This window comes from Paenibacillus sp. FSL R5-0744, assembly GCF_037972555.1.
GTDB lineage: Bacteria > Bacillota > Bacilli > Paenibacillales > Paenibacillaceae > Paenibacillus_AQ.
The window spans coordinates 4,758,445-4,779,736 of sequence record NZ_CP150228.1 but is presented as its reverse complement, the minus strand read 5'-3'; the positions used below and the strand labels follow the sequence as shown (position 1 = coordinate 4,779,736).

The following is a 21,292-nucleotide window of genomic DNA, read 5'->3' as shown; positions in this document are numbered from 1 at the left end:
TTAAAGAAGGATGATTTCTTCAGCGGTGTTAATTTCTGGTAAACCAGCGAGTTTCACAAGGACTTGCTTAGGAACGGCTTTGTCAACGGTCAGCAGCATGATTGCAGCGCCCCCAACAATTTTACGTCCCACTTGCATGGAAGCGATGTTTACATCGTTCTCACCAAGCAATGTACCCACGAGTCCGATAATCCCTACTTTGTCGTTATGGGATACAAAGATTTGATGACCTTCAGGAGCAATATCAACTGGGAACTTATTCACTTGAACAATCCGTTCTCCATAACCTTGCAGCAGGGTGCCGGCCACAAGATACTCTTGGTCACGATCAGCTTTTAGAGTAACAGTAATCAGATTGGTAAAGCCTTTAGTTTTAGAAGCTTTAGTTATTACTACGTTCACGTCGCGTGTTTTTGCTAAATGCATGGAGTTTACGATATTAACGTCCTCTGCAAAGTGGCGGGAGAGCACACCTTTTACAATGTAGCGGGTTAGTGGTTGGGTATCTACATCCGAAAGATCACCAGCGTATTCAACATGGATCTCACGGATAGCAGCAGCTGCAATTTGGGTAACAAAGCTGCCCAGTTTTTCCCCAAGCGTGAAGTAAGGTTGAAGCTTATTCATTACACTTGGAGCCACTGGAGGAATGTTGACCGCGTTAATGAACGGTTCATTACGCAGAATATGCAACACTTGCTCCGAAACATCGATCGCCACATTTTCTTGAGCTTCAATCGTAGAAGCGCCAAGGTGAGGAGTCACGATGATTTTTGGATGAGACAGGAAAGGATGATCTGCTTGCGGCGGCTCTTTCTCAAATACGTCGAACGCAGCGCCAGCAACAATACCGCTATCTATAGCTTCTACTAATGCCATTTCATCAATTACACCACCACGTGCACAGTTGATGATGCGCATTCCCTTTTTCATCACTTCGAATTGTGGGCGAGAAATCATATGGCGTGTTTCCGGAGTAAGTGGAGTGTGCACAGTAATGAAGTCTGCTCCGCGAACAACATCGTCTACGGAAGCCAATTTAACTTCCATCTTTTCAGCACGTTCAGCTGTTAGGAAAGGATCGAAAGCAAGAATTTCCATACCGAAAGCTTTAGCACGTTTAGCCACTTCGCTACCGATTCTGCCCATTCCGAGTACACCTAAAGTTTTGCCACGAAGCTCTACACCTACGAATGTTTTTCTATCCCAGGTTCCACCGATTGTTTTTGCATAAGCTTGTGGAATATGACGGGCCAGAGCCATCATCATTGCGAAAGCATGCTCACAAGTCGTAATTGTATTTCCATCAGGAGCATTGATTACAACAATACCACGCTTTGTTGCAGCATCCAGTTTGATATTATCTACACCAACACCTGCACGACCAATTACTTTTAGATTTTTTCCTGCTTCGATGATTTTGTCTGTTACAGTAGTTTGACTGCGGACAAGGAGACCATCGTATTCACCGATAATTGCAATGAGTTCGTCTTCGCTGAGTCCTGTTTTTTTGTCAACAACTACATCTTCTGCGTCCATCAATTGCTGAATGCCCAAATCACTGATTGGATCCGATACTAATACTTTAAACATGGTTTCTTATCCCCCTTAAAGTTGAAAAGCTTTATATGTCGAGGACGCCTTTTTGGGCAATCCACAATACCTGAAGATTCACGAACTAGTAGAGAAAAAACATGTGATAATAGTAGATCAACGCGGTGTCGCATAAAAGAAGCTGCGTGCAGAAATGCCGCGGAATCGGTAACTTTGGGCAAAAGGATAGTATAGATTAGGTATTTAGAAATTAAAAAAACTCCCGACCCCCATACTACTGCCGTAGTAAGGGACGAGAGTTATCTTCGTGGTACCACCCTAATTCACTGCAACTTGGAAGAAGCAGCCTCATTGGCCTGCAAAGGCCACACTGGTAACGGAGTTGATCCGATTGCACCTACTTTAAGGTTCGATACAATATCTCAGGAGTGCTAAAGACATCTGTTTGTCACCGGTTTACACCAACCACCGGCTCTCTGAAGACTTCCAGAATCTTTGTTCCATCATCGTTTTTGATTGATTAATTTTTTCATAATGTAACACGGTAATGTAGATGTGTCAATAGGCTTTGAAAGTAGGCTTTCTTGAAGTGAACTTCATTTTTCGTTATGATTCAATGACTGGTTCTATTCATAAAAAAACGGGAGCTGTGGAATCGTCTCCTTGCTATAGTACTGCTCTCGCCACTTCATAAAATCCTCTACCTGTATAGCACCTGTGGAAATAAGCAGGGTTACTGAGGACTGAACATCCGTAAGATTCAATGAACTGGCTGTACCAGAATGTATCAAATCGTCTATTTTTGCAGTAATGTCCTGAGGATCGTAGGCTGCAAAAATTCCGCGATTTAACATCATATCAGCGATGGATGCGTTCTTTTGAAGAAGAGGCATTTTTTTCCACTGGATAAAGGACATGGTCTTTAGCTCACCAGCAACAGAAGGGATTTTCTGGTTTGTCTTAGAGCCCCACTTTAGCATAGAATCATAAAAGTTCTTTTGTGCGAGCAATCCGAATTTAACCGCACCGGCAGTATAAGGATCATTTTTCAGCAATTTTGCCGTCTCTGCACCAGATGCACTTGCACTTATTTCACCAGAAGCTTTTGAGAATAAAGTTAAGCTTTTGAGTATGTTTAGCTGTGATTGATGTAATAAGGGAGAGTCGGAAAAGATAGAGTCCTGGTTAACTCTTTCATATTGCTTATCTGCTAGAAGGCTAAGATTCTTCATAGCTGCTGCATTTACACGGGCATCTGTACTGCGTGCCAACTTGTCCACTTGTGTGTTCCAATTCTGCTTGAATTCCCGATAAGGCAAAAATACGTTATGATAGAAAGTAACAAGATCCTTCTGTTGGTAAGAGCCCGTGAATTCTTCTAATCCATATCCATTACTGCTCTTTTGTTGCTCATATTTAGCTTCCGTTTTGTCTGCGCCAACCTTGACGCCTGTGAAAAATGCGGCGAAGGCGCAAATAAGGAAAAACAAAAAAAATAGAGTGTACAACATTTGTGTACGGGAGTTACGTTGGCTCATAATAAGTGCTCCTTTTTCTGGGGGAATTATCCTATGTATTATGTATTGATAGCAACATTATGGACGGTTTCTCTTTCGGAGCTGCCCCAAAAAATTAAAGAACAGGCAGGTCACGATGAAAAAATTCAAATTTGGCGAGATTAAGATAAAAAAAGTAGAGCCAGGTCAGTTAACAGACCGTCTTCTGCTCCTCAATCTCTACATTACTCAGGGGCTTACATTAATTATCGGTTTGATATGGATATTATTTCAGAAAAGAAATCCTTTTCAGCTATTAATTTTTCCAGAAAACGTACATTTTGTGGCATGGGGTCTTGGACTTGCTGCTGTAATGCTGGTAGTTGATTATTTATTGACTCATATTGTACCTGAAGAAAGTATGGATGACGGGGGAATAAACGACCTTTTATTTCGAAACCGGCCCGTATGGCACATTGTTGTAATTGCAGCTATGGTATCGATCTGTGAAGAGTTTCTGTTCAGAGGAGCCATTCAGTATTCCATTGGTCCATATTGGACTAGTATTTTGTTTGCTCTTATTCATGTTCGCTATTTGCGCCACTTTGTACCTACCGGATGGGTATTCTTAAGCAGCTATGGTCTTGGATATATATACATTCAATCAGGAAGCCTATGGGCACCTATACTTTGTCATTTCTTCATCGACCTTTTCTCTGGTCTGGTGATCCGCTACAGGAGGGAATCATGAGTGAGGAATTGAGCCGGTTGAAGTCTCGTCAGAAAAAGCGCAGTGGCGAAGGCAAAACTTCTGGCAAAAGTAAAAAAACGAATCCGCGATCGGAGGGGGCTCCTAGAAAGAGCAATCATTCCCGGACAACAACGGCAACTTTATCAAGGAAAGCGCGCCGTCCGGCAGCTTCTGCGAAGGGATCTAACGCTGGAAACAAAGAGCAGGAAGAATCTGTTCCATCACGTTCGGATACGTATTCATCAGAACGTGTTCGGCTTAGTAAAATGTTTGTTAACTCTCTGATTTTCATCTTTGTAATATTGCTGGTGGCGCTCCTCTGGTGGGGAATCGAAGGGGCGCCGCCTTTGAGTACTTTATGGTGATTTTTTGGATTTGGGGATTGGTTGTGGTTGTGCTTTTGATTGCACTAATCATTGCTGTGATTATGGTGAGTAACGCCTTTAGAAATAGAATTATTACCGAGGAAATAATTTTGAAGTCGCTCCCAGATGAGTTTGATGGGTTTCGTCTCTTATTTATAACTGACATCCATCGCCGCCGCCTTCCAACAGCACTGCTGACTCCGTTAAAGGGAACGGTGGGTGCTGTTTTATTAGGTGGTGATCTAACAGAAAAAAACAGTCCTCTGGATCGACTGACTGATAATATGACTTTAGTGACTTCTATTGCTCCTACCTATGTAGTACATGGAAATCATGATTATCGAGCTGATATTTCACTAGTTGATCAGATTATCCGGGGCAGTGGTGCAAAGCTGTTAATGGATGAGAATGTGCGTATTGAACGTGAGGGAGCTTCTCTTTGGTTAACGGGAGTGGATTTTCCGAAAAAGGGTGGTAACACTTCTTATCGTCCATTACCTGGATTAACGTCACGTGCTTCTTCACTAAATAACACTTGTCGTATCATTCTTGTTCACGATCCGCTCTGGTTGTCCAAACGTCAAAGTGTGCCAGCGGATCTGATATTAGCAGGCCACACGCATGGAGGGCAGGTCATTCTTCCTTTTTTGGGTCAAAGGCATGTGGAAAATTTCTATCATAAATATGATGCAGGAATGTTTCAATGGCCCAGAAGAGATGGGACAGGGAGGGATGCGAAGCTGCTGATTAGCAGAGGGTTTGGAACCTCTCACTTGCCGATCCGCTGGGGAAGTCCTGCTGAGATGCACGTGCTAACACTCCGAAAAGAGAAACATTAGAAAGCTGTCTTTGTACCGCTTGAACGGGTGGACAAAAAAACAGGTAATCTCCTTTCCATCAAGGGGATTACCTGTTTTTATTTATCCTAATTAGGAATTAGCGCATCTTAAGCTCAATACTGCGAGGATCTACAAAGCTATAGCCCTTGCCTTCAAGAGTAGTAAGCAGTTTATCCAACGCTTCAACTGTCCAAGGTAGCTCATGCATCAGAATATTACTGCCAGAATGCAATTGATCCGTCACATTTTTGATTAACTTATCTGTTTTTCCGGTTTCTTTCTCTTTCATTTCCCAGTCCAGTGATCCATTGGACCAGGTCATATACAACATCCCATTCTCAGCGGAAATCTTCTTCCCTACATCTCCGCCAGCACCATGTGGGGGACGGAAAAACTGAGGGGCTTCACCAATAATCTCCTTGACCGCATTTTGAACGTCTTCGATTTGCTTTTTGACCTCAGTGTAAGACTTGTCCTTCAACACAATATGATCCCAGCTATGGTTGCCGATAATCCCTCCGCGGTTATGAATTAACTCTAGAAGCTCGGGATGCGCTTTAACGCGGTATCCATTCACGAAGAAGATCGCTTTGGCCTGATGTTTGTCCAGAACATCCATTAACGGATTAATCATTTCCGCATCTTTGGGACCGTCATCAAAAGTGAGTAACACGACTTTTTTATTTGTAGTTTCCTCATTTGGGACGATGTCGTAATTTTTGTTCATATGGTACAGCAGTGGAATTTCAGCGGAGGCTTCATCCTTACTGGCTGTATTATTACTACCTGTAGTTCCTCCATCTGCTGACGCTTCAGGGCTAGGGCTGGCTGTAACTTCAGGGGAAGGCGCTGTAGTTTCTGCGCTCTGTGTAGCTGCCGCCGTAGGCGTATTGTTTGTGGTGTTTGTATCATCGGCTGTCTTTCCATTCGCACCGCTGTTGCCACAGGCTGTCAGCAGTAAGGTAGCCAGTAGGAGCACTGATGTCATTTTACCCACTTTTTTCAACTCGCTTTCTTCTTATTAGGTTGCATGAGCGGCAATCTTTCCGCGAACACTAAACATGATTTTACCATACAAGGAGGCTGGAAATATGAATACTTCGTCATTTTTATGTGGGGTGCTGATGGGCGTCGCAGCCAGTATGATTATGTCCAAAAAGCGGAATTCTCTAATGTCTTCGCTGGGGCAATCGGGCGGTTCCATGAGTGGAGCAGCAGATAAAGCAAAAGAAAAAATAATTGGTATGGCTACGACAGGGTTTGGAAACACTGCTGCTTCAAGCAGCAATGCAAGCAGTAATACAAGCGGCAATGCTCAAAGTAATGGTTCGAACAGCGGAACCTCTGAGCATAAAACGGAATCACCGGCAAAATCAAAAGAATCCAATCTCAAATTACTAAAGGATTTCATTCGCAACAATCCTGAAGTGAAGAGCGAAGTGGAGCAAATTCTTAAAGAAACGCATACTGCCATACCGGGATTGTAACCGTAAAGGACTCCTTCAGAATCATTTTGAGGATGAAATATTCCGCAGAATGATTCTTTTTTATATTCAAGGGCTTTAAAATGGTTTATGAATTAGAATAAGCTCTTCAGTAGTGGCAATGCTTTAAGAGGATTTTATATATTTATTTTCGTGCATTTATCTCTGCAAAATGATAACATACATACATAGTAACCATTTTTGGCTCATTACTCGGGACTCATCATACATTATAATAAATGAGCTTGCAAAAGGAGGATCCTGTCATGAGAATAGAGCGATTAAGTCAAGATAAGATACGGATTTTCCTCACTTTTGACGACCTGAGCGAGCGGGGCATCCAGAAGGAAGACATGTGGCAGGAAGTTCCCAAGGTTCATGACCTGTTTACGGAGATGATGGACCAAGCATATAGTGAACTAGGTTTTGATGCTACCGGTCCGCTTGCCGTAGAAGTTTTCGCATTGCCCGCCCAAGGCATGGTCGTTATAGTGACCCGAGGAAAATATGATCACCATCAGTACGGTGCGTCCGGGGAAGAAGAATTGCCAGAAGAGATTTACGAAATGGAAGTTACTCTTGAACAAAGCGACTCCATTGTATATGCATTCCGCGATTTCGAGGTTCTTGTTGAAGCGGCCCATGTGCTCATTGGTAATATTACTTCCCAGGGGAAACTGTATTCTTATAACAATAAATGGTATCTGTACTTCGATCCTAAGGAATTTGAAGAAACAGCGTTGTCAGGTCTTGTTGGCGTACTAGCTGAGTTTGGAGATTCCTCACCGGTTACTGAAGCTGTCCTCGATGAATACGGGAAGACAGTAATGCCGGAGAATGCAGTCCAGTTATTGTGCACTCATTTTAAGCGTCAGGATTAAATAGCATGATAGGGCTGATAAGCATCGTTTTAGCTAATTAGCCCTATTCTTGTTCTTGATGGTATGGCGGTCATTCTTGAATTAAAGCTGTTATCTGCCTTGCTGTAATCAGCAGAATAAGGCGCTAGGGATATAGGGAGGTTATTCGGTGCTCGTGTTATCGGTTATTTCGTCGGCAGTAGCGCCGGGACTTGCTCTGCTGACCTTTTTTTATTTGAAAGATAAGTATGATCAAGAACCGCTTCATATCGTTATTAAGGTGTTCCTGCTAGGCCTTCTGATTGTATTCCCTGTTATGATCATTCAGAGAGGACTAATGCTGGGGCTGAATGGCGGTCCTTATGTGGAGTCGTTTCTCATATCCGCTGGCGTGGAAGAATGTCTAAAATGGTTTGTGCTTTACCATATGATTTACAATCACACCGAATTTGACGAGCCATATGATGGGATACTATACGCCGTAGCGATTTCGCTCGGCTTCGCAACAATAGAAAATATAATGTACGCTTGGTATAGCAATGCATCAATCGGTTCCATGTTCCTGAGAGCACTGCTTCCGGTTTCTGGACACGCTATGTTTGGTGTAATTATGGGCTATCATTTAGGGAGAGCCAAGTTCTCAAAAGGAGCTAAAACAAAAGGGATTCTGTTAATCTCTATCTTGCTGCCATGGTTGTGGCATGGGATTTATGACTTTATTTTGAGTACGACAGCTAACTACTGGATATGGTTTATTGTTCCTCTGATGGCTATTCTATGGTACGGAGGGATGGGGAAAGTGGATAGGGCAAATAGCCGGTCCCCTTTCCGCTTTCTGAAACGAGAAGAAGAGGTTAACCTATAATCGAGATGGACACACTTATATTCAAAGGATTGTTCCTTAGCGGGAGATTCCAGAGAGGAGAGAGGTGTCTTTTTTTGCGTATAAAAGTCCGTATACTTTGCAAACAATGCGGTGAGACCTACATATTAAGAGGGATAAAAGAGCAGGGTGTGATTCAAACCGGCTTTAAGCAATGCCTTTGCAGTAATAGCAGTGGCTTTGAAATTGAAGAGAGAGCATAAGCGCTATGCTATGCAAATTTGGAGTGAAATCCCTCTATTCAAACACTTTAGTCATATTGTGTTACAGAAGGGTGCATAAGACTCCTAGTTTATTGTCAAACTAACGCCAATAAGCTATCGAAAGGAGTCTTGTAGCCCTATGTACAAAAGATTAAGTGCTGTAATGTTCCCGCTGACTGCGCTGCTGTTAATTGGCGCGCTCGTGTGGGGTTATCAGGAGAATCAGGAGAAGAATGCGATCCTAATTAAGGCGGAGAACCAATATCAGCGTGCCTTTCATGATTTGTCTTACCATGTGGAGCGTCTTCATGGAGAGCTGGGAAACACACTAGCTGTTAACTCCGCTTCTAACGGGATGCACCGCAAAGGACTTGTTAATGTGTGGCGGATGACCAGTGAGGCACAAAATGAAATCAATCAGTTGCCACTCACATTACTGCCATTTAGCAAAACGGAGGAGTTTCTGTCCAAAATCTCAAACTTTTCTTATAAAGCTGGGATTCGTGATTTCGCTAAGAAGCCTTTGACAGATGGTGAATTGAGCAATTTAAAAGCATTGTATAAGAGCTCTGGAGAAATCTCAAAAGATTTGCAAGATGTTCAGAATAAAGTGATTGGTAGCCGTTTACGCTGGATGGATGTTGAAACTGCATTGGCTACAGAGAATAAGGCAGAAGATAATTCGATTATTGACGGCTTCAAGTCGGTGGACAAACGTGTCGAAGGTTACCCTGACCTGGATTGGGGTCCTTCAGTTGCAAGTATTTACGATAAACGCTCTGTAAAAATGCTCGGAGGTACCCCTGTTTCAGTTGAAGATATCAAACGTAAAGCCATTAAGTTTGCTAATGCAGGCTCGAACGCTAAGGTAGACGTTAAAGAAAACGGCAAAAATACGAAGTGGCCTTCATATACGGCTACAGTCAGTGGTTCGAATAATAAGCAGATTATCAGTATGGATTTCACCAAAAATGGTGGTCTACTGATCTCTTATTACGATAACCGTGAGATAGGACCTGCTAAGGTGACCCTAGAAGAAGCAGTTACTAAGGCGGAGCAGTTTCTTAAGAAAAAAGGATATCCTCATATGACTGCGGTTAATGCTGACCGTTATGATAATATCGGGAATTTAACCTTTGTAACGAGCCAAAATGATGTCTTGATTTATCCTGAGAAAATGACGATCCGTATTGGACTTGATACTGGGACAGCGGTTGGATTTGAGGCTAGCGAATATGTCAATGAGCATAAGGACAATCGTAAAATTCCAAAGCCAAAGCTGACTCTGGCGGAAGCGAAGAAATTTCTGAATTCGGATTTCAATGAGAATTACCATCGCATGGCGTGGATTAAAAATGATGACTCCGTAGAAGTCTTGACTTACGAATTTGGCGGAGAGGTAAATGGTACTCAGTATCGTATTTACCTTAATGCGGACGACGGCATTGAAGAGTCCGTGGAAGAAATCAGGCCTTCTTCAGGAGTAGAACAAAAGTGAAAAAACAGGGCTCATCCATTATTTGGATGGGCTCTTCTTTATTTTTGAAATTCAAATAATATTTATCTCATTGGGTGATATTCCCATGCTATAATCATTGTTAACTATACTGATTTGGCGGTGACATCTTTGTATCCTAAAATTAATGAATATCTATACATACAGGTTGCTTCCAGTGACGCTGCTGAAGCAGAAGTTGAATATAGATCGAGAATTGCAGAGACAGAGGACGACGCATTCCTGATTGAAATTCCTATGCAGGAAAGTGACGGTCGTCTGAAACGACTTTTTATGGGGGACGAGCTTTCGGTTTATTTTATTACTGAGGGTGGCATTAAAAATTACTTTAATACTCATGTTCTCGGGTTTAAAGAAGATGTAATTCGTATGGTCCGGATACAAAAACCAGAGGCGGATTCGATTTTCAAAATTCAGAGACGAAGCTTTTTTCGGGTGAATGCAGATCTTGAATTAGCTGTGAAGGATAGCTTTGGCAAAAGATTCCTTGTACGTACAGATGATATCGGCGGCGGAGGAACGTCTTTCTTGGTGGATCACCAAGTGAAGCTCGAAGTGGGAGCGAAATTATCCTGCTGGGTTCTAGTGCCTTATCGAAATGGTAGTATTGAGCATGTGGACTTTGAAGGTGAAGTGGTCCGGATTAAAAAGCTTGAAAACGGGCGCCAATTGGCCATGCTGAAATTTGTGGCTATTACGGATAATGAGCGTCAGAAAATAATACGTTACTGCTTTGAACGACAGTTTGATTTCCGCAACCGATAGGCATTTTTCTTAGCTCTATTAAGTGTTCTGATTTTGCACTGAATTATAAACTGTGGTATAATTTTATAAGTCGCAGGCAATGCCTGCTTTTTTCTTGATAATATCATCAAGCATATCCATTTGTATGTGCTCCTTGATATTGCAGGAATGAACTTGACATCGCTAGATGCTTTTCTTATGAAAGAGTGTTTGAGGAGGAATGCCCCGTTGGATAGGCAGGGTACACATACTTACGACAGAATTAACGTCGCCATCGACGGACCTGCCGGGGCAGGCAAGAGTACTGTAGCCCGATTGGTAGCCCAGAAGTTGTCTTATATTTATGTCGATACAGGCGCAATGTACCGGGCAATCACCTGGTATATGATCCGAGAAGGCATAGAACCGGAAGATCAGAATCAAGTGAACCAGAAAGTTCACGATATGGTTATTGAGCTTATTCCGGAAAAAGACATCCAGAAGGTGCTGATTAATGGGGAAGACGTAACGCCGCATATTCGGAGTCTTCAGGTTAGCGGCCTTGTGTCGCAGTATTCGAAGATCGAAGGTGTAAGGTCCAGACTGAGTCATTTGCAGCGTCAGATGGCGCTTCGCAAAGGCGTTGTAATGGATGGCCGCGATATCGGTACGACCGTGCTGCCCGATGCCGAAGTAAAGATTTTTATGACGGCAAGTGTGGAAGAAAGAGCTCTCCGTCGTTATAAGGAATTGAGAGACGCGGAATCGGTGACGCTTCAGCAGCTTGAACATGATATTGCACAGCGGGATCGTCTGGATGAAGGACGGGAGATTTCACCGCTGCGACGTGCGGAAGATGCGATTCTTCTCGACACGACCTTTATGGATATCGATCAAGTCGTGGAGGCCATTGTATCCCATTGTAGATCTCATGTTGACGGGGAGAGAAATCATTTATGATTTATGTATTTTGCCGAGGATTGCTTCGCTTGATTTACGCAATTGTTTTCCCGCTTAAGATTGTGGGGGAAGAGAATGTGCCAAAGGAGGGCGGGGTGCTGCTCTGTGCCAACCATATTAGTTTGCTGGATCCGATGACTATCGGGATTAAGTTAGACCGTCAAGTAAAGTATATGGCTAAGGCAGAACTTTTTGAGGTTCCTGTGCTTGGCTGGCTCATTAACAAATTGGGTGCTTTTCCGGTCAAACGTGGTGGTGTAAGCAAAGAATCCATTAAAACGGCCCTTAACACACTTCGCGGTGGTAATGTCATGGGTATCTTCCCGGAGGGTACGCGTAACTCTGACGCCGGAGTTGCCAAGAAAGGTGCTGCAAGCTTTGCACTTCGAAGCGGTGCTGCAGTTGTTCCAGCCGCTATTGTCGGTGAGTACAAACCCTTTCGACGGATGGTTGTAGTCTATGGGGCTCCTATAGATCTCAGTCAATTTGCCGGTGCAGGAAGTGAATCTCTCGAGGCTGTTACCGATGTCATTATGGAACGCATCAATGAGATGAAGAAGTCGGGTATACCAACTGTTGGTTAAGGGATAAACGGAATCACAAATTTCGTCCTGTGCTATGATTAAATAACGGCATAGTCGCTATTTTTTGGAACATACTATCTTCAAGTGTAATTTGTAATACCAAGCAATGCTTGTTTTGAACTCTGCTATACGCAGGTTTAAATAAATGGGGTTTTGAATCGAGGAGGCTAATCACATGTCTGAAGAAATTAAAAATCAGGAAGCTACGGAGAGCAATGAAACCGTAGAAGCGGTGGAATCCGCTGTGACAGAAAATAACGGAGCTGTAGAAGTTGCTGCCGTTAACGAAGAAGAAGTGACTAACCAAGCTGACTTGGAAATCATTTCTCTGAAAAAAGGCGATACCGTGAAAGGAACAATCGTCAAAATTGAAGATAACCAAGCTTATGTAAGCATTGGATATAAATACGACGGTGTGATTCCGATTCGCGAATTGTCCGCAGTACAACTGGACAACGCTGCAGCAGCAGTAGAAGTTGGACAGGAAGTAGAATGTAAAGTTGTTAGCATCAACGACAACAAGGAAAGCCTTGTTCTTTCCAAACGTGCTGTTGATAGCGAAAAATCATGGGAAGATCTTGAGAAGTACTTTGCTTCCCAAGAAGCTTTCGAAGTTACTGTGGCTGACGTTGTTAAAGGCGGTCTAGTAGCTGATGTTGGAGCACGTGGATTTATCCCAGCTTCCATGGTTGAGCGTCACTTCGTTGAAGATTTCAGCGATTACAAAGGCCGTACCCTTCGCGTTAAAGTGAAAGAACTTGACCGTGAGAACAGCAAAGTAATTCTGTCCGCTAAAGAAGTTCTTGAAGAAGAGTTTGAAGCTAACAAGCTTAAAATTATGGCTGAACTGTCTGAAGGTCAAATCATTGAAGGTACTGTACAACGTCTGACCCAATTCGGCGCATTTGTTGATGTGGGCGGAGTTGACGGTCTTGTACACGTATCTGAAATCGCTTGGAATCACGTAGAGAAGCCTTCTGATGTAGTTTCTGAAGGTGATAAAGTGCGTGTTAAAGTACTTAAGGTTGATCCTGAAAAAGGAAAAATCAGCCTGAGTATTAAAGCTGCTGCTCCAGGTCCTTGGGACTCTGCTGCTGGCGAAATCAACATCGGTGATGTTGTAACAGGCGTTGTAAAACGTCTTGTGAACTTCGGAGCATTCGTTGAATTGCTTCCAGGTGTGGAAGGTCTTGTGCACATTTCACAAATCTCCCACAAACACATTGCTACTCCACACGAAGTATTGAAAGAAGGACAAGAAGTACAAGTGAAAGTACTGGACTTCAATCCATCCGAGAAACGTGTTAGCCTGAGCATCAAAGAAACTGAAGAAGCTCCAGCACCTACTGCTAGACCTGAACGCAGCAACAGCAGAGACAGAGCTCCTAAAGAAGTTTTGAATAACCCTAACGTTTCTCTAAGCAACGAAGGCCTTAGCTTTACGCTTGCTGAACGTTTTGGAGACAAGTTGGACAAATTCAAAGGTAATAACTAATCCTGCTTTTTGAATATACGGGTAAAGTAATCGGCGAGCCCTCGATACGGGGGTTCGCCGATTCTCTTTTTCCAGTGACAGAAAGAATTTATTAAAGCTAACATGAGTGTTAGCCAATTTTAATGTTTTTTGCTATGATGAGTATCGTAAGGATGACAGGAGGAATGAATATGGCAAGACCCGTTGTGGCAATCGTTGGGAGGCCTAACGTCGGGAAATCGACGATTTTTAATCGGCTGATTGGCGATAGATTGGCCATTGTAGAAGATAAACCGGGGATTACACGTGACCGGATTTATGGTATTTCAGATTGGAACGGCAAGTCGTTCAGTGTGATTGATACCGGAGGTATTGAAATTGATGGAGATGACACGATTCTGAAATCAATCCGCGTTCAAGCGGAGCTGGCGATTGAAGAAGCGGATGTTATTGTATTTATGTGTGAGGCAAAGAGTGGTGTGACGAATTCAGATGAAGAGGTAGCTCAGATTCTGTTCCGTTCAGGTAAACCGATCGTTCTTGCCATTAATAAAGTGGATAATATGAAGCGTGCAGATGATATTTATGAGTTCTATAGCCTAGGTTTTGGAGATCCAATCGGAATTTCCGGTAGTCATGGTACAGGACTCGGTGACTTATTGGACGCTGTCGTAGAACGTCTGCCAGAGAAAATAGATGATGAATATGATGACGATGTCATTCGTGTAGCTTTGATTGGCCGTCCGAATGTAGGTAAATCCTCTTTGGTTAACGCAATTCTGGGTGAAGAACGCGTTATCGTTAGTGATATTGCGGGTACTACTCGCGATGCTATTGATACGCCTTTTGAACGTGATGGACAACGTTATGTGCTTATCGATACTGCAGGTATGCGCAAAAAAGGCAAGGTCTATGAGAACATTGAGAAATACAGTGTTATGCGTGCTATGCGTGCGATTGAACGGGCTGATGTGGTTCTCGTTGTAATTAACGGTGAAGAGGGCATCATCGACCAGGACAAGCATATCGCTGGTTATGCACATGAAGCTGGTAAAGCATCTATTTTTGTTGTGAACAAATGGGATGCCATTGAGAAAGACGACAAGACTATGCAGAACTTCGAGTCTAAGATTCGTGACCACTTCTTGTTTATGAGTTACGCACCGGTTGTCTTCTTGTCGGCTTTAACTAAACAGCGCCTGCAAAAATTGCTGCCAGTGGTGCAGCATGTATCTCAACAGCATGCACTACGTATTACTACGCATCTGGTGAACGATGTTGTATCGGATGCCATTGCGATTAACCCTCCTCCAACTGACAAAGGCCGTCGCTTACGTATTAACTACGTAACGCAGGTTGCGGTGAAGCCACCGACGATCGTGGTGTTCGTAAATGACCCATCGCTGATGCACTTCTCCTATGAACGTTACTTGGAGAATAAAATCCGCGCGGCGTTTAATTTCGAGGGAACGCCAATCCGTCTCTTTACACGGCGCAAATCCGAAAACGAAGGTTAGGGGAGAAGAAGTGTGGCGCTTGAACTTCTGGTTATCGTTGTAAGCTATTTGCTTGGTTCTGTCAGCTTTAGTGTGCTGTTCGCCAAGCTACTAAAGGGAATTGATATCCGTCAATATGGGAGCGGCAATGCGGGGGCTACCAATACACTGCGTGTACTGGGAAAAGGTCCTGCGATATCTGTGCTAGTACTGGATGTACTGAAGGGTGTTGCCGCAGTTTGGTTAGGAACTTGGGTAGGCGGCTGGGGAACCTGGGTTGCTGCTCTTTGCGGAATCGCTGCCATTGTCGGACATAACTGGCCGCTTTACTTTCGTTTCCGTGGGGGAAAGGGCATCGCTACTACGATCGGTGTTATGGCCACACTGTGTTTATGGCCTGCACTGCTCGCTGGTGTTATCGCCATAGGATCTATCTTTATCACTCGTTACGTGTCACTTGGCTCGTTGATTTTTGTCGCGCTGACACCGGTTTTTCTATTATTGACAGGATTTACACAGCCTGTGCTCTGGACCAGTATTATCATTGCGGTTTTTGCCTTCTGGCGGCACCGGACGAATATTGTTAAGATTGTAGAGGGCCGTGAGAACAAGATAGGCTCAAAAGTAAAAGGAGGGAATCGTGTTGTCTGATAAAGTAACCGTACTAGTAGCGGGGAGCTGGGGAACTGCGCTGGCAAGTGTGCTGGCTGCGAATCACTCGGAAGTTTATCTGTGGACACGTAACTCTGATCAAGCTGCCGAGATCAATGGTTCTCATATCAATAATAAGTATTTACCGGGGATTTCTCTGCCCGCAAACATCATTGCAACCACCGATCTGGAGACCGCAGTTTCCGGTTCTAAAGCGGTTGTTATTGTAGCCCCATCTTCAGGTATGCGACAGGTTGCTCGCAGTCTGAAGCCGTTCTGGAAGGATGAAATGCTATGCGTTCATGCTACGAAGGGCTTTGAGACTGAAAGCAAGAAACGGATGTCCATAGTTATTGCTGAAGAACTGGGCTGTGACGAAGGTCAGATTGTCGTTCTCTCCGGACCGAGTCATGCAGAGGAAGTAGTGCGCCTGTGTCCTACTACAGTTGTTGTGGCTTCACCTGATGATAAGCGTACTGCTGAAGCACAGGAATTGTTCATAAACAATGATTTTCGTGTATATACGAACCGTGATCAGGTAGGAGTAGAGCTTGCCGGCGCACTAAAGAATATTATTGCACTCGGTGCAGGTTTATCCGATGGTCTAGGATTTGGGGATAATGCTAAGGCGGCGCTTCTGACACGTGGACTGGCCGAGATTTCTCGGGTGGGCGTCGAGCTTGGAGCGAATCCTTTGACCTTTGCAGGGCTTGCAGGTGTTGGCGATCTTGTAGTGACTGCTACGAGCCAGCACAGCCGTAACTGGCGTGCTGGCTTTATGCTCGGGCAAGGGAAACCACTGGATGAGGTACTGGAGTCGATGGGAATGGTTGTCGAAGGTATTCGTACCACGGAGGCAGCTTATGCCATTTCCATCAAGCTTGGAGTTCAAATGCCCATTACAGATCAAATTTATCATGTCCTATTTAAAGGTAGAAGTCCACGTAGTGCTGTTGAAGCTCTGATGGGCCGTGATCGTAAACCTGAGCTTGAGGCAATATCTCAGGAAACTTGGGAGCAGTGGCATTCCTGATCCTGTTCACCTTTTTCCGCAAATTCTCATATGTTGTATTGGGGATTGACGGAGGAGGGATGAAAAGTGAGCAGAGATTTTTCCAAGGATGCATTGAACGCCATTAACAAAAAGGCGGGCAAGAACATTACGGAAAGTGCCGTCAAAAAGCTAGCCAGTACGGTCAAACCAGGAACTACGCAGAATGAAGCCCAGCTCCGCCAGTTAATTAAGCAGGTGTCATCGATGGCGAAAGTGCCGGTCAGTGAAGCTACTGTGCAGGAAATTATTAATGCCGTCAAAAAAGGCGGCGCAGGTTCCGGCACAATGGAGTCTTTAATGAAAATGATGCTTAAAAAATAGCTTTAGGTTGGGTGAGCAAAGGATTCAGAATCCATGAGATTCTGTTATCTTTTGCTCTTTTTTTATTTATTGTAAAACTCTCTCAGCTAAAATATCTTAATAATAATATATAAAAAATGATGTTTTTTTACAGAATAGGATAAGGTCATGATATAATAATCCCTAATATATTACAGGCGAATGGGGGCTTTGACCTTGGATCCGATGACAAAAATGTGGTTGTCCCTGATTGCAATGCTGATTATGGGACTGTCTGTATTTCTAATAACTTTTGCTCGGAGCAAAACAAAGGGACTGCTTAAAGCACTGCTATCTATCCTTGCGTTTGTCATCATGTTAGTTGGCCTATTGGGCGGAGTTGTTTCGATTATGTAAGCAGTTACATAATGTTGAGGAAGGAAGTAACATCATGAAATCGCAAAATGGCGTCACCGTTATGTTTCAACCTGAAGGTCGTAAAGCTGTGGTGAATCGTGGTATCTCGGTACTGGAGGCAGCTCGTAAAGCCGGAGTGACGATTACCACTCGCTGTGGAGGCAAAGCAGGCTGTCTGATGTGCAAGGTTAAAATTGCGACTGAAGAGGCCACAGCGCTGAGACCGCCAGGGGATATTGAACGACGTAAGCTTGGAACTACGTTAGAAGAAGGAGTGCGTCTGGCTTGTCAGGCTGCCGTATGGAGCGATGTGAACGTTCAGGTGCCAGAAGATCCACTTAAGGCTGCTGTACGCCGTAAGCTTGAAGCTGCGCGGCGTGGGGAAGAAGATGAGCTGTGGTAGTGTTAGATTGTCACCGTGGGAGGGACTCGGTTGGAGTTTATACGAAAAAAGAAGAAGCTAAAGGCAGGAGCAAGACTTTTTCTGGTAGTGATGTCAATCGCTCTTACTCTTTCCGGTTGTCTGTATCCTGGAGAAGAAAAGCGTGCTAGCGTTAATTATCGAGAAAGTGTTAAACGGATACAAGCAGCCGTTGATGATTTTCAACAAGAGGAAGGTGTGCTTCCGATCCTTAATGCGGATGAAGCTACTCCAAGATATGAGAAGTTCAGGATAGACCTAGGCAAGCTGAACAATAAGGGATATTTGGATGATATTCCGGCTACGGCTTTTGAACAGGGCGGAAGCGCTTATTTTCTTATTTTGAATGAGGAAAGTGATCCAGTTGTTAAGGTGATGGACCTTGTTACCGTTCAAAAGGTGAATGATGTGCAGCGTCAGATTAATCGTTATAAATCAGCTCATGACGGCTCTTTGCCCGTACTGGATGAGCTATATCCTGGACTTTACACCATTGATCATAAGAAGGCAGGAACAAGCTCCATATCATTAACTAGCGTCTATTCCGGGCAGGTTCTTGATTTCATCATGGATAAGGCTGGAACGGTCTATGTAGATTATGTCTTTGATATTATAGCTGCCATCGAAAAGAATGGTGGGGAACATGACGAGAAAAAAGATTTGCGACTAGATCTGGAGGAAGCTTCCTATTACGTGCCCGTGAAGTCTTTGCCGTATCTATGGATTAACAATCAGCCTGTCCCGCAGTCTCCTAGTTGAAGTGGAAGTTAAAGCTTAAGAGCGTCTAAGCTTCGGTTATATCCGAAGGATTAGGCGTTTTTGTGTTGTTCAGATATTGCCTTAACAGAAGCTTAATTGTCTTACATAAATCGTAGATGGAATTAAGGTTCTGTTTAATGGCGCGTAAGACTGGATTGTTAGAATGAAGGTAGGAAGGGAGATTTAGTTCAGGCTAGAGATGAATCGTGAATAATTCATAATCGTACAAAATTAGAGACAAAAGGATGTTGATGACATGAAAAAAAATATCATATGGACGCTTGCAGCGGCCTTAGCCCTGACCCCACTTATTCCTACAAGCGCGATGGCTTCCAGCGTAGCTACGGTTTCTTCTAAGACACTAGAGAAGCTCGCTGCTGAGAAAGCAGCGCTTCTAACTGAACAATATGGGATAACCAGCGTACAGTATGCTTTGATCGACAATGGAGTGATCAAAGTATCGGGACAAACAGGAATTAACGACAAAGCAGGAAAAATCCCTTTAACGAAGGAAACAATCTATGGTATTGGCTCTACGAGCAAAATGTTTACGGCGTCAGCGGTCATGAAATTAGTTGATGAAGGCAAGATTAATCTCGATACTCCTGTCGTACAATATATTACGGATTTTAAAATGGAAGATGAACGTTATAAAAAGATTACCCCACGCATGTTGTTGAATCACTCATCCGGTTTGCAGGGTTCGAGTTTAAACAGTGCATTTTTATTCAATGATCCAGATACGTACGTACACGATTCACTGCTGGAGAACTTGTCTACACAGAAATTAAAGGCAGAACCGGGAGCTTTTTCAGTGTATTGCAATGATGGATTCACGCTCGCAGAAATTCTTGTAGAAAGAGTCAGTAACATGACATTTACTACATTCATTCATGACAATTTTGCTGTACCTTTGGGTATGAACCATACCATGACGCCACAAGACATGGTAGATTCAAGCAAATTTGCCGGCCTTTACTCTCCTGCATATGAGGGGCAGCTTCCAACGGAGACGACCAATGCGATTGGTACAGGCGGAGTCTACTCTACTGCGGAGGATTTGGTCCGATTCTCGCAAATCTTTACTGGGAAGCGAGCAGATGTACTCTCAACCAAATCAGTACAGGCCATGGAGCAAGAAGAGTATAGAAAGGGATTTTGGCCCAAAGACGGGGATAATTCTGCTGACTACGGACTTGGTTGGGATAGTGTGCGATTATTCCCTTTTAACGATTATGGTATAAAAGCTCTTGTTAAAGGAGGAGATACACAAATGTATCAATCCTCCCTCGTCGTGCTTCCTGTACAGAATATGGCTGCAGCAGTCATTACCTCGGGCGGGAGCTCCTCAATTAATCAACTGCTGGCAAGTGAACTGCTCCTTCAGGCGATGAAAGAGAAGGGCGCAATTAAAGAAATCAAGCCAGATAAATCATTTGGCAAGCCAGTTAAGGCTGACATGCCAAAAGATCTTGTGAAATACGCAGGTTATTACAGTACTCTAGGCGATCAGTGGAAGGCAGCTATCAAAGACGGGGAACTCTTGTTATCAGGAATGACTGCTCCGGAACAAAAATTTATTTACACCACGGATGGAACTTTTGTTGATGAGGAAGGCAGCACAAAGATTAATTTTGTAAAGGAAAGCAACGGACGGACTTATTTGTGGATGAGCCAGTATATTTCGGTTCCTGAATTAGGCCAGCTTGCGTATTCTGAATATAAGGCGGAGAAATTGGAAGTTGCAGCACTGAATAAACAAACCGCAGATGCATGGGCAAAAAGAGAAGGTAAGTTATACTATCCAGTCAGCGAGAAATTCAGTTCCATCACCTATATGAACATGATTAGACCAACAATACAGACAAGTGAGGGTTATTTCAAAGGTATGAAGATAACAGGTCCAAATACGGCTGGGAGCCAGCACCAAATTCCTGGCATCGCGGGCCGAGATACATTTGATATTCTTTTCTATGCCAAAGAGGGCATAGAGTACTTTAATGCGGCTGGAACCTTGTATATGAGTGAGGACGGAGTGAATCCGCTCTATAAAGGCAAATCGTCGATAGCTATGATACAAGCTGATGGTTATGCTAGATGGTTCAGTGTTCCCGAAACAGCGGCTGGAAAGAAAATGGTAGTTAAGATGCCAGCAAAAGGTGCTTTTATGGTATACGATGAAACGGGAGCCCTAGTGAATAACACGGTCATTAGTAGTAACAATGAGGTTGTACTACCTATTAAGGGCAATATTGTATTTGCCGGGAATGCCGGAGCTTCATTTGGTATTACGCTACTGAAATAGAGAGTAGATACGCATATATTGGATTGGGCCAGCTATTATAGCTGGCTATTTTGTTAGTTCTATCAATGAACCCTACCTCATATGATGGATGAGAAAGCTTCCGGGCGTCAGACGCCTTGCGGCGCGCACAACTAATTTTTAGAAATTACATTGCAAAATGCGCGATTATGGGTCATAAATTCGTTCCGGATACATATGATGATACTAGTCCAAATGCA

The 21,292-nt window shown here is 43.6% G+C and carries 22 protein-coding genes and 1 other annotated feature; of the genes, 19 read left to right on the top strand and 3 right to left on the bottom strand.

Features of this window, described 5'->3' with window-relative positions; all coding sequences use genetic code 11:
- Complete coding sequence (gene serA / locus MKY19_RS21170) at positions 1-1,593, bottom strand: phosphoglycerate dehydrogenase (protein ID WP_076284555.1); 1,593 nt, start codon at positions 1,591-1,593, stop codon at positions 1-3.
- Positions 1,594-1,839: 246 nt separating this feature from the next.
- Positions 1,840-2,070: a binding site (T-box leader), on the bottom strand.
- A gap of 110 nt (positions 2,071-2,180) precedes the next feature.
- Positions 2,181-3,092 (bottom strand): hypothetical protein, encoded by a 912-nt coding sequence (locus MKY19_RS21165; protein WP_042190235.1) that lies wholly within the window; start codon positions 3,090-3,092, stop codon positions 2,181-2,183.
- Between the two features lie 115 nt (positions 3,093-3,207).
- On the opposite strand from MKY19_RS21165, the gene MKY19_RS21160 reads away from it, so the two are divergent.
- Genes MKY19_RS21160 through MKY19_RS21150 form a run of 3 tightly spaced genes read left to right on the top strand, consistent with a single transcriptional unit; the run spans position 3,208 to position 5,005 of the window.
- A complete protein-coding gene (locus MKY19_RS21160) occupies positions 3,208-3,801 on the top strand; it encodes a CPBP family intramembrane glutamic endopeptidase (RefSeq protein ID WP_339797468.1) in 594 nt (197 codons plus the stop codon).
- Positions 3,798-4,166 carry a hypothetical protein gene (locus MKY19_RS21155; RefSeq protein ID WP_042190231.1) on the top strand — a complete coding sequence of 123 codons (369 nt, stop codon included), beginning with the start codon at positions 3,798-3,800 and terminating at the stop codon, positions 4,164-4,166. The genes MKY19_RS21160 and MKY19_RS21155 overlap by 4 nt, the downstream gene beginning before the upstream one ends.
- Positions 4,124-5,005 carry a metallophosphoesterase gene (locus MKY19_RS21150; RefSeq protein WP_339797464.1) on the top strand — a complete coding sequence of 294 codons (882 nt, stop codon included), beginning with the start codon at positions 4,124-4,126 and terminating at the stop codon, positions 5,003-5,005. The genes MKY19_RS21155 and MKY19_RS21150 overlap by 43 nt, the downstream gene beginning before the upstream one ends.
- Before the next feature lie 97 nt (positions 5,006-5,102).
- On the opposite strand, the gene MKY19_RS21145 is transcribed toward MKY19_RS21150, so the two are convergent.
- A complete protein-coding gene (locus MKY19_RS21145) occupies positions 5,103-6,002 on the bottom strand; it encodes a polysaccharide deacetylase family protein (protein WP_339804426.1) in 900 nt (299 codons plus the stop codon).
- Positions 6,003-6,096: 94 nt separating this feature from the next.
- Between MKY19_RS21145 and MKY19_RS21140 the strand changes: the two genes are divergently transcribed.
- From MKY19_RS21140 to MKY19_RS21065, 16 genes are all read left to right on the top strand, one after another.
- Positions 6,097-6,492 (top strand): hypothetical protein, encoded by a 396-nt coding sequence (locus MKY19_RS21140; RefSeq protein WP_339266200.1) that lies wholly within the window; start codon positions 6,097-6,099, stop codon positions 6,490-6,492.
- 263 nt (positions 6,493-6,755) lie between these two features.
- Positions 6,756-7,370, top strand: a complete 615-nt coding sequence (locus tag MKY19_RS21135) for a genetic competence negative regulator (RefSeq protein ID WP_042190227.1) — start codon at positions 6,756-6,758, stop codon at positions 7,368-7,370.
- Positions 7,371-7,518: 148 nt separating this feature from the next.
- Positions 7,519-8,214, top strand: coding sequence for a glutamic-type intramembrane protease PrsW (gene prsW / locus MKY19_RS21130; RefSeq protein ID WP_042129603.1), 696 nt, complete (start codon positions 7,519-7,521; stop codon positions 8,212-8,214).
- Positions 8,215-8,574: 360 nt separating this feature from the next.
- Positions 8,575-9,933 (top strand): germination protein YpeB, encoded by a 1,359-nt coding sequence (gene ypeB, locus MKY19_RS21125; protein WP_076284556.1) that lies wholly within the window; start codon positions 8,575-8,577, stop codon positions 9,931-9,933.
- A 129-nt stretch (positions 9,934-10,062) separates the two neighbouring features.
- Entirely contained in the window at positions 10,063-10,716 is a 654-nt protein-coding gene (locus MKY19_RS21120; RefSeq protein ID WP_042190221.1) for a flagellar brake domain-containing protein, read from the top strand.
- Positions 10,717-10,923: 207 nt separating this feature from the next.
- Complete coding sequence (gene cmk, locus MKY19_RS21115) at positions 10,924-11,634, top strand: (d)CMP kinase (RefSeq protein ID WP_231573321.1); 711 nt, start codon at positions 10,924-10,926, stop codon at positions 11,632-11,634.
- Complete coding sequence (locus tag MKY19_RS21110; protein ID WP_042190219.1) at positions 11,631-12,218, top strand: lysophospholipid acyltransferase family protein; 588 nt, start codon at positions 11,631-11,633, stop codon at positions 12,216-12,218. The genes cmk and MKY19_RS21110 overlap by 4 nt, the downstream gene beginning before the upstream one ends.
- Before the next feature lie 175 nt (positions 12,219-12,393).
- Positions 12,394-13,713: a 30S ribosomal protein S1 gene (gene rpsA / locus MKY19_RS21105; RefSeq protein WP_197071234.1), complete on the top strand. Its 1,320-nt coding sequence runs from the start codon at positions 12,394-12,396 to the stop codon at positions 13,711-13,713.
- A gap of 170 nt (positions 13,714-13,883) precedes the next feature.
- Complete coding sequence (gene der, locus MKY19_RS21100) at positions 13,884-15,209, top strand: ribosome biogenesis GTPase Der (protein WP_042190218.1); 1,326 nt, start codon at positions 13,884-13,886, stop codon at positions 15,207-15,209.
- Positions 15,210-15,221: 12 nt separating this feature from the next.
- The gene (gene plsY / locus MKY19_RS21095; protein ID WP_042129592.1) at positions 15,222-15,839 is read left to right on the top strand and encodes a glycerol-3-phosphate 1-O-acyltransferase PlsY; all 618 of its coding nucleotides are present in this window, start codon (positions 15,222-15,224) and stop codon (positions 15,837-15,839) included.
- Positions 15,832-16,872 carry an NAD(P)H-dependent glycerol-3-phosphate dehydrogenase gene (locus MKY19_RS21090; RefSeq protein ID WP_042190215.1) on the top strand — a complete coding sequence of 347 codons (1,041 nt, stop codon included), beginning with the start codon at positions 15,832-15,834 and terminating at the stop codon, positions 16,870-16,872. The genes plsY and MKY19_RS21090 overlap by 8 nt, the downstream gene beginning before the upstream one ends.
- 66 nt (positions 16,873-16,938) lie before the next feature.
- Entirely contained in the window at positions 16,939-17,214 is a 276-nt protein-coding gene (locus tag MKY19_RS21085) for a stage VI sporulation protein F (protein WP_042190213.1), read from the top strand.
- A gap of 195 nt (positions 17,215-17,409) precedes the next feature.
- Positions 17,410-17,589 carry a DUF2768 family protein gene (locus MKY19_RS21080; RefSeq protein ID WP_042129589.1) on the top strand — a complete coding sequence of 60 codons (180 nt, stop codon included), beginning with the start codon at positions 17,410-17,412 and terminating at the stop codon, positions 17,587-17,589.
- 34 nt (positions 17,590-17,623) lie between these two features.
- Positions 17,624-17,992 (top strand): 2Fe-2S iron-sulfur cluster-binding protein, encoded by a 369-nt coding sequence (locus MKY19_RS21075; protein ID WP_339797458.1) that lies wholly within the window; start codon positions 17,624-17,626, stop codon positions 17,990-17,992.
- A gap of 30 nt (positions 17,993-18,022) precedes the next feature.
- Entirely contained in the window at positions 18,023-18,769 is a 747-nt protein-coding gene (locus MKY19_RS21070; protein ID WP_339797456.1) for a hypothetical protein, read from the top strand.
- A gap of 256 nt (positions 18,770-19,025) precedes the next feature.
- Entirely contained in the window at positions 19,026-21,074 is a 2,049-nt protein-coding gene (locus tag MKY19_RS21065; protein ID WP_339797453.1) for a serine hydrolase domain-containing protein, read from the top strand.
- Positions 21,075-21,292 lie beyond the last annotated feature (218 nt).